The organism is Pseudomonas sp. EZ-C24 (assembly GCF_014525325.1).
Taxonomy (GTDB): Bacteria; Pseudomonadota; Gammaproteobacteria; order Pseudomonadales; family Pseudomonadaceae; genus Aquipseudomonas; species Aquipseudomonas shirazensis.
Genome location: NZ_JACDIU010000014.1, coordinates 188,417 through 202,879, shown reverse-complemented (window position 1 = coordinate 202,879; position 14,463 = coordinate 188,417). Strand labels below are relative to the sequence as shown.

The 14,463-nt window shown below is 63.2% G+C and carries 11 protein-coding genes; 3 read left to right on the top strand and 8 right to left on the bottom strand.

Annotated features, from left to right (window positions below):
• Positions 1-2: 2 nt before the first annotated feature.
• Genes IDM28_RS10020 through IDM28_RS09995 form a run of 6 tightly spaced genes read right to left on the bottom strand, consistent with a single transcriptional unit; the run spans position 3 to position 8,493 of the window.
• Entirely contained in the window at positions 3-1,058 is a 1,056-nt protein-coding gene (locus IDM28_RS10020) for an NADP(H)-dependent aldo-keto reductase (RefSeq protein ID WP_150569404.1), read from the bottom strand.
• Positions 1,059-1,097: 39 nt separating this feature from the next.
• The gene (locus IDM28_RS10015; RefSeq protein WP_188035830.1) at positions 1,098-2,453 is read right to left on the bottom strand and encodes an LLM class flavin-dependent oxidoreductase; all 1,356 of its coding nucleotides are present in this window, start codon (positions 2,451-2,453) and stop codon (positions 1,098-1,100) included.
• Between the two features lie 14 nt (positions 2,454-2,467).
• Complete coding sequence (locus tag IDM28_RS10010; protein ID WP_188035829.1) at positions 2,468-3,724, bottom strand: acyl-CoA dehydrogenase family protein; 1,257 nt, start codon at positions 3,722-3,724, stop codon at positions 2,468-2,470.
• Positions 3,725-3,743: 19 nt separating this feature from the next.
• Positions 3,744-4,676 (bottom strand): ABC transporter permease, encoded by a 933-nt coding sequence (locus IDM28_RS10005; RefSeq protein WP_103437160.1) that lies wholly within the window; start codon positions 4,674-4,676, stop codon positions 3,744-3,746.
• The gene (locus tag IDM28_RS10000) at positions 4,673-6,394 is read right to left on the bottom strand and encodes an ABC transporter substrate-binding protein (protein ID WP_224785506.1); all 1,722 of its coding nucleotides are present in this window, start codon (positions 6,392-6,394) and stop codon (positions 4,673-4,675) included. The genes IDM28_RS10005 and IDM28_RS10000 overlap by 4 nt, the downstream gene beginning before the upstream one ends.
• A complete protein-coding gene (locus IDM28_RS09995) occupies positions 6,394-8,493 on the bottom strand; it encodes a TonB-dependent receptor family protein (protein WP_262500052.1) in 2,100 nt (699 codons plus the stop codon). Before IDM28_RS09995 ends, IDM28_RS10000 begins: the two co-directional genes overlap by 1 nt.
• A 479-nt stretch (positions 8,494-8,972) precedes the next feature.
• Here IDM28_RS09995 and IDM28_RS09990 point away from each other — a divergent pair, with 479 nt between their 5' ends.
• Positions 8,973-11,087, top strand: a complete 2,115-nt coding sequence (locus IDM28_RS09990) for a TonB-dependent receptor family protein (RefSeq protein ID WP_188035828.1) — start codon at positions 8,973-8,975, stop codon at positions 11,085-11,087.
• Positions 11,088-11,132: 45 nt separating this feature from the next.
• On the opposite strand, the gene IDM28_RS09985 is transcribed toward IDM28_RS09990, so the two are convergent.
• A complete protein-coding gene (locus tag IDM28_RS09985; RefSeq protein ID WP_101318957.1) occupies positions 11,133-11,762 on the bottom strand; it encodes a glutathione S-transferase family protein in 630 nt (209 codons plus the stop codon).
• A 167-nt stretch (positions 11,763-11,929) separates the two neighbouring features.
• On the opposite strand from IDM28_RS09985, the gene IDM28_RS09980 reads away from it, so the two are divergent.
• Both IDM28_RS09980 and IDM28_RS09975 read left to right on the top strand, forming a co-directional pair.
• Entirely contained in the window at positions 11,930-12,232 is a 303-nt protein-coding gene (locus IDM28_RS09980; RefSeq protein WP_101318955.1) for a DUF2388 domain-containing protein, read from the top strand.
• A gap of 192 nt (positions 12,233-12,424) precedes the next feature.
• Complete coding sequence (locus IDM28_RS09975) at positions 12,425-13,441, top strand: zinc-binding alcohol dehydrogenase family protein (protein WP_188035827.1); 1,017 nt, start codon at positions 12,425-12,427, stop codon at positions 13,439-13,441.
• A 28-nt stretch (positions 13,442-13,469) separates the two neighbouring features.
• Here IDM28_RS09975 and IDM28_RS09970 read toward each other — a convergent pair whose 3' ends face one another.
• Positions 13,470-14,369: a LysR family transcriptional regulator gene (locus tag IDM28_RS09970; RefSeq protein ID WP_150569629.1), complete on the bottom strand. Its 900-nt coding sequence runs from the start codon at positions 14,367-14,369 to the stop codon at positions 13,470-13,472.
• Positions 14,370-14,463 lie beyond the last annotated feature (94 nt).

The window sequence follows — 14,463 nt, the reverse complement described above, 5'->3', positions numbered from 1 at the left end:
GCTCAAGGCGCCGGATTTGGCGTACACCGATGCACAGCCTGAATCTCGGCCAGCAGTTCGTCATCCAGTTGCAGCTCCAGCGCACCGAGGTTGTCGTGCAACTGCGCCAGGCTGGTCTGGCCAGTAATGGCACTGGCTACGAACGGCTGACGGATGACGAAGGCCAGCGCCAGCTGCGCTGGGCTCAAACCTCGCTTGGCGGCGATCTGCACATAGCTGGCGATGGCGCTGTTGGCTTCACTGCTGTCGTAGCGGTTGAAGGTGCGGTACACCGACGACAGGCGAGCGCCTTCGGGGCGTGCGCCATCGAGGTATTTGCCGGTCAGCGTGCCGAACGCCAGCGGTGAATACGCCAGCAAGCTCACGCCGTCACGGTGGCTGAACTCCGACAAGCCGTTCTCATACAGGCGGTTGAGCAAGCTGTACGGGTTCTGGATGCTGGCAATGCGCGGCAAATCGCGTTGTTCGCTGTGCCGCAGGAACTGCGCCACGCCCCACGGCGTTTCGTTGGAAACGCCGATATGGCGGACCTTTCCGGCTTTGACCTGTTCGTCGAGCACCGCCAGGGTTTCAGCGATTGCAGCGCTGTCTGGGTGGTCATCCACGTAGGGGTATTCACGCGCGCCGAAGAAGTTGGTGGTGCGGTCCGGCCAGTGCAACTGATACAGGTCCAGATAGTCGGTGCGCAGGCGTTTGAGACTGCCATCCAGCGCGGCAACGATATTGCGCCGATCATGGTGCGAGAGGCCGTCACGAATGTGCGTCTGCCCGGCAGGATCACGCGACGGCCCGGCAATCTTGCTTGCCAGCACCAGTTTGTCGCGGTTACCGCGTGCAGCAAGCCAACTGCCGATGAAGCGCTCCGTGGTGGTCCAGGTTTCGGCCCGGGTCGGCGTTGGGTACATCTCGGCGGTATCGATCAGATTGATCCCGGCGGCGATGGCGGCGTCCAGTTGCTGGTGGGCATCCTGCTCGGTGTTCTGGTGGCCCCAGGTCATCGAGCCAAGGCTGAGCAGGCTGACGTTGAGGTCGGTATGGCCCAGGCGGCGATACTGCATGATGTGATCCTTTTCGATAAATGACTGAAGGCGATGGTCTCAGGCCAGCCGCGCGAGGCCCGCGCTATTAGCCTGGGTGTACTGGTTGACGGCCTTGGGCAAGCCGAGGTGATCGCGCAAGGTGCGGCCCTGGTATTCGCGGCGGAACAAACCACGCTTCTGCAGTAGCGGAACTACCTCTTCGACGAACACCTGCGCGCCTGACGGGAACATGTCCGGCATGATGTTGAAGCCGTCGCCGGCGCCAGCCAGGAACCATTCGGCCAAGGTGTCGGCAACCTGCTCGGGCGTGCCGACGGCCAACCGGTGGCCCACCAGAATCCGCCGCGACAGCTGGCGGATGGTCAGGTTCTCGCGCCGGGCCAGGTTCAGTTGCGCCTCGAGAAACCCATGCGAGCCGCGCTCGAAGTCCGCTACAGCGCCGATTTGCGCCCAGGGCAGCGGCGCGTCCGGGTCCAGTTCGCGGGCATCAATGCCGATCCGCCCGGCCACCTGCTGCAGCAAGCCGTGCTCACCGTGCCAGGCGTTGAGCTGGTCGAAGCGCGCGTGGGCCTCGGCCTCGGTGCTGCCGATTACCGTCGACAGCCCGGGCATGATCTTCAAGTGCTGCGGGTCGCGGCCCCAGGCTTGGGCGCGTTGTTTCATCTCGCGATAAAAGACCAGGCCGTCGGGCAAGGTGGTCTGGGTGGTGAAGATCGCATCGGCGTAACGTGAGCCAAGCGCTTTGCCGCCTTCGGACGAACCGGCCTGGACCAGCACTGGCCGGCCTTGCGGCGAGCGTGGCAGGTTGAGCGGGCCCTTGACCTGGAAGTGCTCGCCCTTGAAGTCCACCGTGTGCACTTTGCTCGGGTCGGCAAAGCGGCCTGTGGCGCGGTCGCCGATGATCGCGTCGTCCTCCCAGCTATCCCACAGCTTGAGGGTTACATCGACGAACTCCTCGGCACGGCCATAGCGGTCGACATGCAGCGGCGCGCCGCTGAGGCCGAAGTTTTGCGCGGCGGCATCGCCGGCGTTGGTGACCACGTTCCAAGCGGCACGGCCGCCGCTGATGTGATCCAGCGAGGCGATCCGCCGGGCCAGGTTGAACGGCTCGTTGTAGGTACTGGAACAGGTGGCGATGACGCCAATATGTTCGGTGGCCGCCGCCACGGCGGTAAGCAGCAGGGTCGGCTCCAGGCGCCCGCCCGGGTGGCTGGCGACATCCGGTGGCAATGCCGGGCCATCGGCGAGAAAGATCGCGTCAAGGCAGCCACGTTCGGAGATGCGCGCGATGTTGCGGTAATAGTCGACGTCGATATAGGCATTCAGCGCAGCCTCGCCCTGACGCCAGGCGCCGGAGTGTGAGCCAAAGCCGAGAATGTTCATGCCCAGGCTCATCTGTTTTGCTTGCGTCATGGGGTTGCTCCTGTTCAGACAGCGCTGGCTTCATCGAAGGTGGGCTGCACGTCACTGGCTGCCGACTGTTTGGCCCGCCAGGCGGCAGCCGGGCTGATGCCGTTGAGGTAGTAGTTGCCCAGCGCCTGCTCGCGATAGATCGCTGGATTGTGCGATGCCAGGGTGCGCGCGTTGCGCCAGTGGCGGTCGAGCCGACGCTGGTTGCTGGTGGCCGAAGCGCCGCCGACTTCGAACAGCAAGCTGGTCGCCTCAAGTACTTGCGGCAAAACGATCTGTTGCGCCTGGAAGGCGTGCACTTCGGCATCGGTGTAGAGCTGCTCCGGCACCGCGCCGAGCTGGCCGGCTGCAGATGCAGCCTGCAGGCTCTGGGCAACCGCGCCAACCTGCGCCTCGGCACTGAAGGCCAGGCTCGACAGGCGCCCGACCACTTGCTGCACCAGTGGGTCGTCAGCCGGTCGCGACTGGCCGGGCAAGCCGAACGCGCGGGTGCGGCCCTGTACAAAGCCCACGGCATCCGCCAGGACAGCCCGGGCGATGCCTGCCAGGGTGGCCAGGTGAACGGCCTGGTAGAACGCCGTCAGGTACGATTCGGCGCGCAGTTCGCGCTTGGCAAAACGACGCAGAATGTGCCGTTCGGGGACGGCAACCTGGTTGAAGCGGGTGGTGCCGCTGCCGGTCAGGCGCTGGCCAAAGCCGTCCCAGTCATCGACCACTTCAACCCCGGCCGCGCGGGTCGGCACCGCCAGGCTGACGAAGTCGTCGCCATGGTTGGCCACGGCTGCAACCCAGTCCGCGTAGAGCGTGCCGGTGCAGTAATACTTTTCGCCATCGAGGCGATAGCCGCCCTCCCCGCTGTCGCTCAATTGCACCGTGTTGCTGGTGCTGTCAGTGCGCTCGGCCATGGCCGCACCCCACAGCTCACCGGCGGCAACGCGGGCAAACCAGTACTGCTGCGAATCAGCATCGGCTGCCGACAGGCGACCTTCGACGAAGCCAAAGTGCGCGCGAAAGATCTGCGGCAGATTCGAATCAGCCTGTCCCAGGCGCACCAGCTGGCGCAGCAACTGCGGCAGCGAGGCGCCCAGCCCGCCGTGGACGTGCGGGACCCTGAGCGCGCCAAACCCCGCTGCGCGCAACCAGGCCACTGGCTCATGGGCAAGGGCTCGTTGCTGCTCGCGTTCAACAGCGCCGGCGCCGATGCGGGTGTAGATCGGGGCGAACCGCGCGTCCAGTTCGGCATCGGTGATTGCAGTGTTCGATGGGTGACTCATGACGGTTCCTTTCGCAGATTCAATGGTGGGCAGTGCGCGGGTCGATGGCCTGGGTCAACAGGTCCACCAGCAGATTGACCAGCACGTAGATGGCAGCAGCCAGCAAGGTCACGCCGAGCACCAGCGGTACGTCCTTGTTGGCAGTCGCGTCGAGCATCAAGCGGCCGATGCCCTGGCGGCCAAACAGCAGCTCGAGCACCACCGCCCCGCCGAGCAGGCTGGCGAATACATATCCGGCCAGCGTCACCAACGGCACCAGCGCGTGGCGCAAGGCATGGCGCAGGCGCACGCCGGTATCGGACATACCGCGGGCGCGTGCCTGAGTGATGAAGGGTTGCTCGAGCACCTGTTCCAGTGACTGGCGCAGCACCTGCGCCAGCAGCGCAGCGATGGGCAGACCCAGCGCCAGACTGGGCAGCAGCAGCGACTGCCAGCCGGCCGAGCCGGACGGCGGCAGCAAGTGGAAATAGAAACTAAAGGCCAGCAGCAGCACCGTCCCGATGACGAAATTGGGTACCGCCGAGAGCACCAGCTCGACCCCCGATACCAGCGCCCGCAAGCGCCGCCCGCGGTTGGCGGTGAGCAGCGCCGACGCCAGAGCCAGCACTACCGCCAGCAACGCGGCAGTGCTGGCCAGGGCCAAGGTCGCACCGAGTTGCTCGCCGATCGCCTGCACCACCGGGATACGCAAGCGGTACGACTCGCCAAGATCACCCTGAGCAAGGCGTCCCAGGTAGCTCAGGTACTGCCGCCACAGCGGCTGATCAAGGCCGTACTCGGCGCGCACCTGGGCCAGCAGCTCGGCGCTGGGCATTGCATCCGGGCCGCCGACAATCGCCAGCGCGGTATCACCGCCACTGTGCTGCATGCCCAGAAAAGTCAGGCTGGCTGCCGCCCACAGCACAATCACACCATCGCGCAGGCGGCGCAGTACCGTCGCCACTAACTTCATGGTTGCTCCTTGGCCAGCCACACGCTGGTGAACAGAGGGACATTGTGCGAGCCGTCGAACAGCACGCCGGCGACGGCCTTGCGGTAGGCCAGCAGCATCTGGCTTTCTACCGACGGCACTGCCGGCACGGTCTCGCCGAGCCGTTGCTGGGCCAGCCGATAGAGCTCGCGACGCCGCTGCGGGTCGGTGCTGCGGCGCGCCTCGCCCAGGTATTGGTCCAGTTGCGCATCACGAAAATGGCCAACGTTCTGACCAATCAAACGCGCGCTGGGAATGGCATTGCTGTGGTAGAGGATGTACAGGCCGTCAGCCGTATTGGTGTGCCAGTAGCCGCCACCGATGGCATCGAACTCACCGGCGTAGCGCAGCTGCATGACACGCGTCAGCGGCAGTACTTCGATGGCCATGGCAAAGCCGATCTTGCGCAAATCGGCTTGTACCGCCACTGCAACGTTGGCCGGAAACGCCGGGTTGTCATAGGTGAGCAAGGTCGCTTGCAGGCGCTGGCCGTTGCGCATGCGTACGCCATCGGCAGCGCGCTCGGTCCAGCCGGCCGCATCCAGCAGGCGATTGGCTGCGGCCGGATCGAACGCCAGTGCGTCCTGCGCGACCGGGTCGTAGCCTGGGGTATTCACGGCGAGATAGTCGCCCTTGGCGAGAAATTCGCCAAAGCCCGATATCCATGCCAGGCCGTCGCGGTCGATGGCTTTGGCCATGGCCTGGCGCACCCGCACATCGTCAAACGGCACCCGCTCGACATTGAAGGTGATGCTGCGCGCAGGATTGCCTTTGCGGATCCGGCTGCGCAGGGTCAATTGCGGGTTGGCGCGGATCGCAGCGGCGTTCTGCGGCGGTGCGTCGAGGGCCATGTCGCTGTCGCCGGCTTCCAGTGCGGTGTAGCGGATCATCGCCTCGGGCACATAGCTCAGTTCGAGCCGATCCAGATAAGCCTCGCCCTGATGTTTGATGGCCGCCGGCGACCAATCATAGCCAGCGCGACGGCTGAACACCGCGCCTTGATCGCGCACGTAGCTGTCGAGCACGAACGGCCCGCTGCCGATCGGCCGGCTCGCGATGCTACGAGGCGCCTCCAGGATCTGCTTCGGCGAAATCATGCCCAGCCATGCCTGCGAGAGCACGTCGAGGAACGGCGCGTAAGGCTCGCGCAGGGTCGCCTCGAAGGTGAACTCGTCGATCACCCGGCCCTTGAGGTAAGGCGCAATATAAGCGGCCGCCAGTGGAGATTTGGTCGCCGGGTCACGCATGTGCTCAAGGTTCAGCCGCACCGTCTCGGCATCGAACCGCGCGCCGTCGCTGAAGGTGACGTCATCGCGCAGGTGAAAGGTATAGGTCAGGCCATCGGCACTGATATCCCAGCCTTTCGCCAGCCAGGGCGTCAGCGTGCCGTCTTCGGCCTGATAGACCAGGCAATCGAACAGGATCCGCCCCAACCACTGCATGTTGCCGTGGGACAAGCCGTGGATGTCGAAGCTGCCCGAATCGGTGGCGGCAGACACGCGCAAGGTGCCACCGCGCAGGCCCTCACGCTGCTCGACAAAATCACTCGCCGGGTAGCGCATGATGCCGTTGACGGCGGTCACCGCCTCGCCTTTGAGGCTGCTTGCCGTGTGCGGCGGCGCGGGTGGCGAGCAGCCGCCGAACAGCAGCGCGCTGGCCAGCAGCATCGGCGTCAGCACGTGCCTTTGGGCAGCCGCCATCAGAAGCGCACCGCTACGCCGGTGGTGACTGAGAACGCATCACCCGGATAAAAATTGGCAGAATCGCGACCGTTGGCGTTGTAGGCGGTGTTGGCCGCACTGGCGTAGCGCTGGTCGGTGAGGTTGCGCAGGTCAGCAAACACTTCCCACTTGCGGCTCGGCGCCTGGAAGCCGACCTTGGCCCCCCACAGCAGGTACGACGGCGCCTGCCAGGTGTTGGCGTAATCGATGTAATAGCTGGAGGCTGCGCGCAGGTTGAGCGAGGCGTAGAAACCGCTGGCCTGGCGGTAGGCCAGTTCAGCCTGGTAAACCTGGCGCGGCAGGCTTGGCAGTTCGTTGCCGCCGAAGGTGTCGTCGTCGCGGTACTTGAAGTCGTTGAGGGTGTAAGCCTGGCGCAGGTCGAGGGTGTCGCCGCTGGCACCGGTCCAGAGCAGCGCATTGAGGCCGGCTTCGATGCCTTGGTGAATCGTCGGGCTGGCGTTCGAGGTCGCCGTCAGTTGGTCCTGGGTGGCGCTGGCCTGGCGCACCACCACAGTCAGCAGCTCATCCTGCACCCACGAGCGGTACAGGGTCAGGCTGCCATCGAAGATGCCATGACTGCCGCGCACACCGACTTCGAAGGTGGTGGCTTTCTGTGGCCGCACATCATAGAGAAACGGGTTGCCAGTACTGCCCAACTGCCAGGTCACCGGCGGGTCGATGCTGCGGCTGACATTACCGAACAGCTGCAATTCGGGGTTGATCTGATAGCGCAGGCCGAGCCGCGGCGCCAGGTCATTTTCGACATATTCAACGCGGGTCGGCAGGTTGCTGGGGTTGGCCGTGGTCAGCGTGGTGCCTTCGATCTCGGCCTTGCGGCGGATATTGACGAACGACAAGCCCGAGGACAGCCACAGCGCATCGGTCAATTGCAGCTCGTTGCCGAACGTCAGCACCGTGTCCCGCGAGCCGGTATAGTTGGTCTCCTGGATTTTCGCGCCGGTACTGCGATTGTGCGACTTGACGTCAGCCAGCGAAGCCCGGGTGTTGCTGAAGATGATGCTGCTGTCGCTGGGCAGGCCGAACAGGCGATCGCCGGTACGGAAATAGCGCAGGGTCAGGTTGATGTCCTTGGAGCGCCAGTCCTGCGGCGTGGGTGAGTAGCGCCAGCCGTTGAGCAAGGGGTAGTTGTTGTATGAAGCGCCGACTTCGAGTTTGTTGCCATCGTCGAAGGTGTAGGTGGTCTTGTTGCCGATGAAGGTGGTGCCGTCCTTGCGCCGCCCGGTCGGGGCGTTATTGCTGCGCGGGTCGTGCTTGAGCTGTTGGCGGGTCAGCGTGTTGCCGTTGGTGAGTTGCTCCTCGCGGTATTTGACGAACAGCCGGGTTTCCAGCTTGGGGCTGAACACATGACCGAAGTTGGCCGCCAGGCCGCGGCCTTCGTTGTTGGCCTGGTCCTGGTAGCCGTCGCGCTCGTTGTGCAGCACGTTGATGTAATAGTCGCTGTCGCCGACTACGCCACCGGTGCTCAGCTGTTGCTTGCGGTAACCGTAGCTGCCCACCTCGAAGCGGGCGTAATTACCCGGGTCGGTGCGCCCGGTCTTACTGACGAAATTGATCGCACCGCCCAGCGACAGCGCTGCGTACTCAGAGGCGTTGCCGCCGTACAAGACCTCGGTGTGGTCGATGCCCTGCATGTCGAGGAAGTCTTCCTGGGTGCCGCCGGGACCGGTGATCGGCAGGCCGTCGAAAAGAAACTTGGTGCCCAGCACGTAGCCTTGATAGAAGGTATTGAGCCCGGAACCGCGGATCGAAATCTTGTTCGCGGCGGTGCCGCTGGTGCCTTGGGCGAACACCCCCGGCTGCAGGGCGAGCACGTCTTCGGCATTGGCAGCACGGCCCTGCTCGACCTGACGGTTGTCGATCACTGCAGTATTGCCGGCAACCTTCTGCAGGCGCTTCTGATCCTTCTGAGCGCCACTGGCTGCGGCGCCGGTGACGGTAACTGTGCCGAGGGTGGACTCCCCGGCAGCAAATACCGAGGGGCTGAGCAGCGCCATCAGCACTGCCACACTGGCGGCGTTGCCTAGCGGGTGACCGGTAAGTCGAACTTTCGCACGCAATGCTGATACTCCCTTTATATATATCACCGCCGCACCTCGCTGTTTCGAGGGCCACCGTTGAATGCTTGTAAAGTGAGTACTGCAGGTGTCGTGCCAGCTATTAAAGTACCTGTTTACTGGCCTTCAGGCGCCTTGCCTAGTTGTGCTCCAGCACAAACTGTTGCCGCTCTGTTGCTCAGCCAACAGTTGCCGGCATCTTTCCAATAAGCGCTCAAGCACGGCCATCAGAGCAGTTTCGCAAAGACCACATCACCCCTTGATTCGAGTAATTAACATATAACCTTGAGTGTTTGAATGCCGACAGCCGAGCAACAATTAAGGTGCTTTTCACTCACGCATCGAAGACTGTGTGACGGCGCGCCCCGCCCCGCAGTGTCTTTCCCAAGCTGGCATAAAACCTGCTCTGCAATTTGTGACAGGCCTGACTATGCCCATAGAACGCCGAGGCAACTAACTAATGAACTTCAAGGATTACCCCAATGCCCGTGCTGCAACCCAATCAACTGCGTGTGGCTGTCCGCCACGCCACCCTGGCCACAGCCCTTAGCGCCACCCTGGCCAGCCCACTGTATGCTGCAGAGACCGAACGGACCCTGGGTACCGTCACCGTCCAAGGGGCAAAGCAGACTGCTGCGCAAGCGGCCAGTAGCCAACTGGCAGAGGTCCCTGGTGGCACCAGCGTGGTCGACAGCGAAGAAGTCGCCAAAGGCCGCACCGGTAACCTGCAGGACACCCTTGGCTATCAGCCGGGGGTATTCGTGCAGTCCACCGGCGGCAACGATGCGGCCAAGATCTCCATTCGAGGCTCGGGCGCAAACACCTCGCCGGGCTACTTTCGGGAAGGCATCAAGTTTCTCTTCGATGGCCTGCCGCTGACCGGTCCGGGCGGTACGCCGTATGAGTTCCTCAACGCCGCAGGGGTCAACTACACCGAGATCCTGCGCGGCGCCAACGCCTTCCAGTACGGTGCCTTGACCCTCGGCGGCGCGGTCAACTTCGTCAATCACAGTGGCTATACCGCGCCCGGCCTGCGCCTGCGTGGCGAGGCCGGCAGCTACGGTTACCAGAAGCAGAGCATCAGTTATGGCGGGGTCGAGGGCGACCTGGATTACTACCTGCAAGCCGACAACTACCGCAACGACGGCTACCGCGACTATAGCCTGTCGCGCAGTTCAGGCATCGTTGCCAATGCCGGCTACCGCTTCAGCCCCAAACTTGAAACGCGGGTATTGCTGCGTTACCGCGACGAATTCCACAATGACCCAAGCGCGACGACCCTCGCCGCGGCCAAGCACAACCCACGCCGGGCCAGTGCGACCGCCGAAAGCAGCGGTGCTGGTGCGCGCCGCCCCGGCAGCATCTGGCTGGGCAGCAAGACCACCTACACCTTCGACGACGATGCCCGGCTGACCGTCGGTTTTTCCTACCACGACTACCGCCACACCAATAACCCGCGCAGCCCGACCAACCCCAGCTATTGGGACTGGCACGACCTCGGCCTGCTGCTCGGCTATGACCGCATCGACACCTTGTTCGGCCATGAAAGCCGCAGCAGCATTGCCTTCACCTCGACCCAACACCTGCGCGGTGGGGTCAATTCGACCAATGACGACAAGGTCAGCTTGAAGAAGGTCGACTATCAGAATTCGTTCGACCGGGTGATCGCCCTGGGCAATGACCTCAACCTGGTCGATGGCCTGTGGCTGACCAGCGGTGTGTCGTTCGTCAACGTGCGACGCAAGGCCGACATCGACTACGCGGTGAACCCCAACCGCACCGACTTCCCGCAGCATGTCGACTACGACAACTGGAGCGTCGCCCCGCGGGTCGGTTTGCGCTATGAGTTCAGCCCCAACCTGCAGGTATTCACCAACCTCAGCCGCAGTATCGACCCGCCGGCATCCTGGGAATACTCAGGCTCCGGCCCGACCCTGCCGTACATTCGCCCGCTGGTGGAACAGAAAGGCAACACCTTCGAGGTCGGCATCAAAGGCTCGCACGGGATCTTCGACGGCAGCCTGGCGCTGTACCGCTCGTGGATTCACAACGAGTTGCTCAACGTGCAGATCATCCCGGCCAGCAATGGCGCGGCGGCGGTCACCGGCGCATTCAATGCCACGCCGACCATTCACCAGGGCATCGAAGCAGGCCTGAACACCCGCCTGTGGGAAAACCCGCAAGGCGATCAGGTGCGCCTGCGCCAGGTTTACACCCTGAACGACTTCTACTACCGCAACGACGATACCTTCGGCGACAACCAGCTGCCAGGCATCCCCAAGCATGTCTATCAAGGCGAGTTGCAATACCAGCACCACAGCGGCTGGTACAGCGGCGTCAACGTGCAGTCAGCATCGCGCACGGCAGTGGACTACGCCAACACGCTGTATGCGCCTTCGTACACGATCTGGGGCGCGAAAGTGGGTTACGAGGCGCCCAAGGGCAATTGGAAAGTCTCGCTGGACGTGAAAAACCTGGCCAACAAAGCTTATGTTTCGGCCATTACCCCCGTCTACAACGTGCGCGGGCAGGATTCGGCGTCGTTCTGGCCGGGCGACGGCATCGGCGCCTATGTTGGGCTCGAGCTGCGCTACTGACGGCAAACCGGCGTTGCCCCGCGCAAGCGGAGCAACGCCGACGGCTCAGAGGTTCGAGGCGCGCGGCATCAGTTCATAGGGCAACTTGAAGCCGGGCATAGCCTTGATCCGCTGTTTCCAGGCTTCGATATGAGGGAAATCACTCAGCTGCATGCCGGTGTCTTCAGGCATGTACACGTAGCCGGCCAGCGATAGGTCAGCGATGGTCAAGCGCCCGCCGACCATATAGGGCGTGCTGCTCAGGTGCTGGTCGACCACGCGATAGGCCGCTTTTGCTCGATCGCGGAAGAACGTCGTGACTTCGGTTTCACCGGTCTTTTTCAAACCGTAGAGAAAACGCAGGGTCGCGTAATAGCTGGTGAATTTGTGGTTATCGAACAACATCCAGCGCCAGATCTCGCGGCGCTCGTCTTCACTGTGCCAGCCAAACTTGCCCGTCTGCTCGGCCAGGTACTCGAGAATCAGCGCCGACTGGGTCAAAGTTTTGCCGTTGTGTTCAAGCACTGGCACTTCGCCCTGCTGATTGACCTGGCTGCGCCAGTCTTCATCTCGGGTCTGGCCATTGAAGAAGTCGACCGGCACCGCTTGCCAATCGCAACCGGTCAATTCAAGCATCAGCGCAACCTTGTAGGCGTTGCCGGATTCACCAAAGCAGTGCAGCGTGTATTCAGACATGGTCGACCTTCAGCTTGGGTTGAATGAAACAGCTCGCCCAGCAGTAGAGCATGGCTCGGGTACGTCGACCACTGCGCGCGCGCAGCCAATTGAACTAGTTTCAGTCATTGCCGCTCTTATTATCATGCAGACATTCCCCTAGGCTTCACCCTTCTGGAGGTTTCGCCATGCGTCGTTTGATTGTTGTTTCTTCGCTGTTGGTTCTGCTGCCTGTTGGCTCGGCAATGGCCCGTGTCGATGGCCGTGATATCGCTACTTCGGCGGGTGTATCCGCTTCCCTGTACTCGACCTTCAAGGATGACAAACGGATCATCCCGGCGCGTGACGAGCTGTCGGCATTCGTGGCCAGCGGCGGTGCCATCCGTGGCGCTTACGTTGAATCGGCGCTGGAGCAGGCGCGTCAAAGCAACCCTGGCCTGCAGGTCAGTGACGAAGAGCTGGCTCAGGCGATCCTGTCGCAAGACAACTGATCGCTGCTGTATGCGACAAACACTGGACCACGTCTACGCCCCGCGTAACGTGGTCTTTTGCTGTGCGGCTTTGATAATCATCCGTCATTTTCAATAAATCGACGAAACAGTCTCGGCACGCCACGCCTTGGTGCCCTCACTGCCAGCCGCTATGGTTGCTGCACTTCTTCACAACCCAGCGGAACAGCCTCCATGAAAGCCATTGTCTTTACCCAGCACGGCCTGCCGATCAGCGATCCTGCGGCATTGTTCGACACCGAGCTTGAGCAGCCCACCCCTGGGCCCCGCGATCTGCTGGTCGAAGTGCAGGCCATCTCGGTCAACCCGGTCGATACCAAGGTCCGCGCCGGCAGCGGCAGCACCGCGCAGCCGAAAGTACTCGGTTGGGACGCCGTGGGTATCGTCCGGGAGGTCGGCAGCGACGTCAGCTTGTTCCAGCCAGGCGATGAGGTCTTCTACGCCGGCGCCATCGACCGCCCCGGCAGCTACAGCCAGTTTCACTTGGTGGATGAGCGCATTGTCGGGCACAAACCGCGCAGCCTCGACGCCGCCAGTGCCGCAGCGCTGCCGCTGACGTCGATCACCGCCTGGGAGCTGTTGTTCGACCGCCTGGGCGTTGCCGAAGGTGGCGGCCAGGGGCAGACCCTGCTGATCGTCGGTGCTGGCGGTGGGGTGGGCTCAATCCTTACCCAACTGGCCCGCAAACTGACCGACCTGACCGTGATCGGCACTGCCTCACGCGCCGAAACCCAGCGATGGGTCAAGGACCTGGGCGCGCATCATGTGGTCGATCACAGCCAGCCGCTGCCCGCACAGATTGCTCAGATCGGCGATGGCCAGGTCGATATGGTCATCAGCCTGACCCACACCGACCGCCACTTCGCTCAGCTGATCGAAGTCCTGCGTCCACAAGGTCGGCTGGCGCTGATCGACGACCCGGCAACCCTTGACGTCGTGCCGCTCAAGCGCAAATCGTTGTCGCTGCACTGGGAGCTGATGTTCACCCGCTCGCTGTACCAGACCGCCGACATGATCAAGCAGCACCAATTGCTGGATCGAGTTGCGGCACTGGTTGACGAAGGGGTGTTACGCACCACCTTGGGTGAGCACTTCGGTGCGATCAATGCACAGAACCTGCGCCGGGCTCACGCCCTGATCGAGAGCGGCAAGGCCAAGGGCAAGATCGTCCTTGAAGGATTCGACGCCTAGGCTTGCTCAGCCAGCGGCTGTACCTGGATCAATCGCCCAGGGCCTGCAGCCGCTGTAACAGGAATGCGCGCAATTGCTGCACCACCGGCGTCAATGACTGCCGGTGGGCACACACCAGGTGCAACGGCGTCGGCTGCCCCCAGGCCCGCGGGAACAGCTCGACCAGGCGCCCGGCCTCGAGGTCGGCGCGCACATCCAGCTGCGACTTGAACACCACACCCAGCCCCGCCACCGCCCAGCGCCGCACCACATCGGCATCATCACTGGTGCGATCGCCGGCGACCATCACCGCCTTGACGCCGTGCTCGGTATGAAAGCTCCAGCGTTCATGGGTCAGGTCGCCCATCATGTAGCGCAGGCAGTTGTGCTGGGTGAGATCTTCTGGGGTGCGCGGCGCACCATGCCGGGCGATGTAGGCAGGTGCTGCGCAGAGGATGCGCCGGTTGTTCGCCGCCAGCGGCAGCGCCACCAGGCTGGAGTCGGCCAACTGCCCATAACGAATCCCCGCATCCAGTCGGTCACTGAAAAAGTCCGCAACCTGGTCGCTCAGCCTTAGCTGCAGTTCGATCCGTGGGTGCGCCGCCTGAAACTCATCCAGCCACGGCAACAGCAGGTTACGGCCCAGATCGGAAGGCATCGACAGGCGCAGCGCCCCGGCAATTTCCTCGCGCCCGTCAGCCAGTGCCAACTCACCCTCGCTGAGTGCTTCCAGCACCTGACGAGCATGCGGCAGGTAGCGCTGGCCATCGTCGGACAGGCGCAGTTTGCGCGTCGAACGCACGAACAAACGGATACCCAGGCTGCGCTCCAGGCGCTGCACCGCACCGCTGGCCAAGGCCGGGGAAATATCCAGTTGCCGCGCCGCCGCCGAGAAGCTGCCGGCCTCGACGGTGGTGACGAATACCTGCAGATCGTCCATGCGCACCAGTTTCTTGATCAACCGCCAATCCTCACCTATTCAAGCCAAAGCCTTGCCGTAGAGCGCTGAGGGTCTAGGCTGACAGTTCAAGCCAATAAAAAGA

Excerpts from the sequence above, each read along its gene's own strand:
- IDM28_RS10020 (WP_150569404.1), bottom strand. The coding sequence starts at position 1,058 with ATGCAGTATCGCCGCCTGGGCCATACCGACCTCAACGTCAGCCTGCTC.
- IDM28_RS10015 (WP_188035830.1), bottom strand. The coding sequence starts at position 2,453 with ATGACGCAAGCAAAACAGATGAGCCTGGGCATGAACATTCTCGGCTTT.
- IDM28_RS10010 (WP_188035829.1), bottom strand. The coding sequence starts at position 3,724 with ATGAGTCACCCATCGAACACTGCAATCACCGATGCCGAACTGGACGCG.
- IDM28_RS10005 (WP_103437160.1), bottom strand. The coding sequence starts at position 4,676 with ATGAAGTTAGTGGCGACGGTACTGCGCCGCCTGCGCGATGGTGTGATT.
- IDM28_RS10000 (WP_224785506.1), bottom strand. The coding sequence starts at position 6,394 with ATGGCGGCTGCCCAAAGGCACGTGCTGACGCCGATGCTGCTGGCCAGC.
- IDM28_RS09990 (WP_188035828.1), top strand. The coding sequence starts at position 8,973 with ATGCCCGTGCTGCAACCCAATCAACTGCGTGTGGCTGTCCGCCACGCC.
- IDM28_RS09985 (WP_101318957.1), bottom strand. The coding sequence starts at position 11,762 with ATGTCTGAATACACGCTGCACTGCTTTGGTGAATCCGGCAACGCCTAC.
- IDM28_RS09980 (WP_101318955.1), top strand. The coding sequence starts at position 11,930 with ATGCGTCGTTTGATTGTTGTTTCTTCGCTGTTGGTTCTGCTGCCTGTT.
- IDM28_RS09975 (WP_188035827.1), top strand. The coding sequence starts at position 12,425 with ATGAAAGCCATTGTCTTTACCCAGCACGGCCTGCCGATCAGCGATCCT.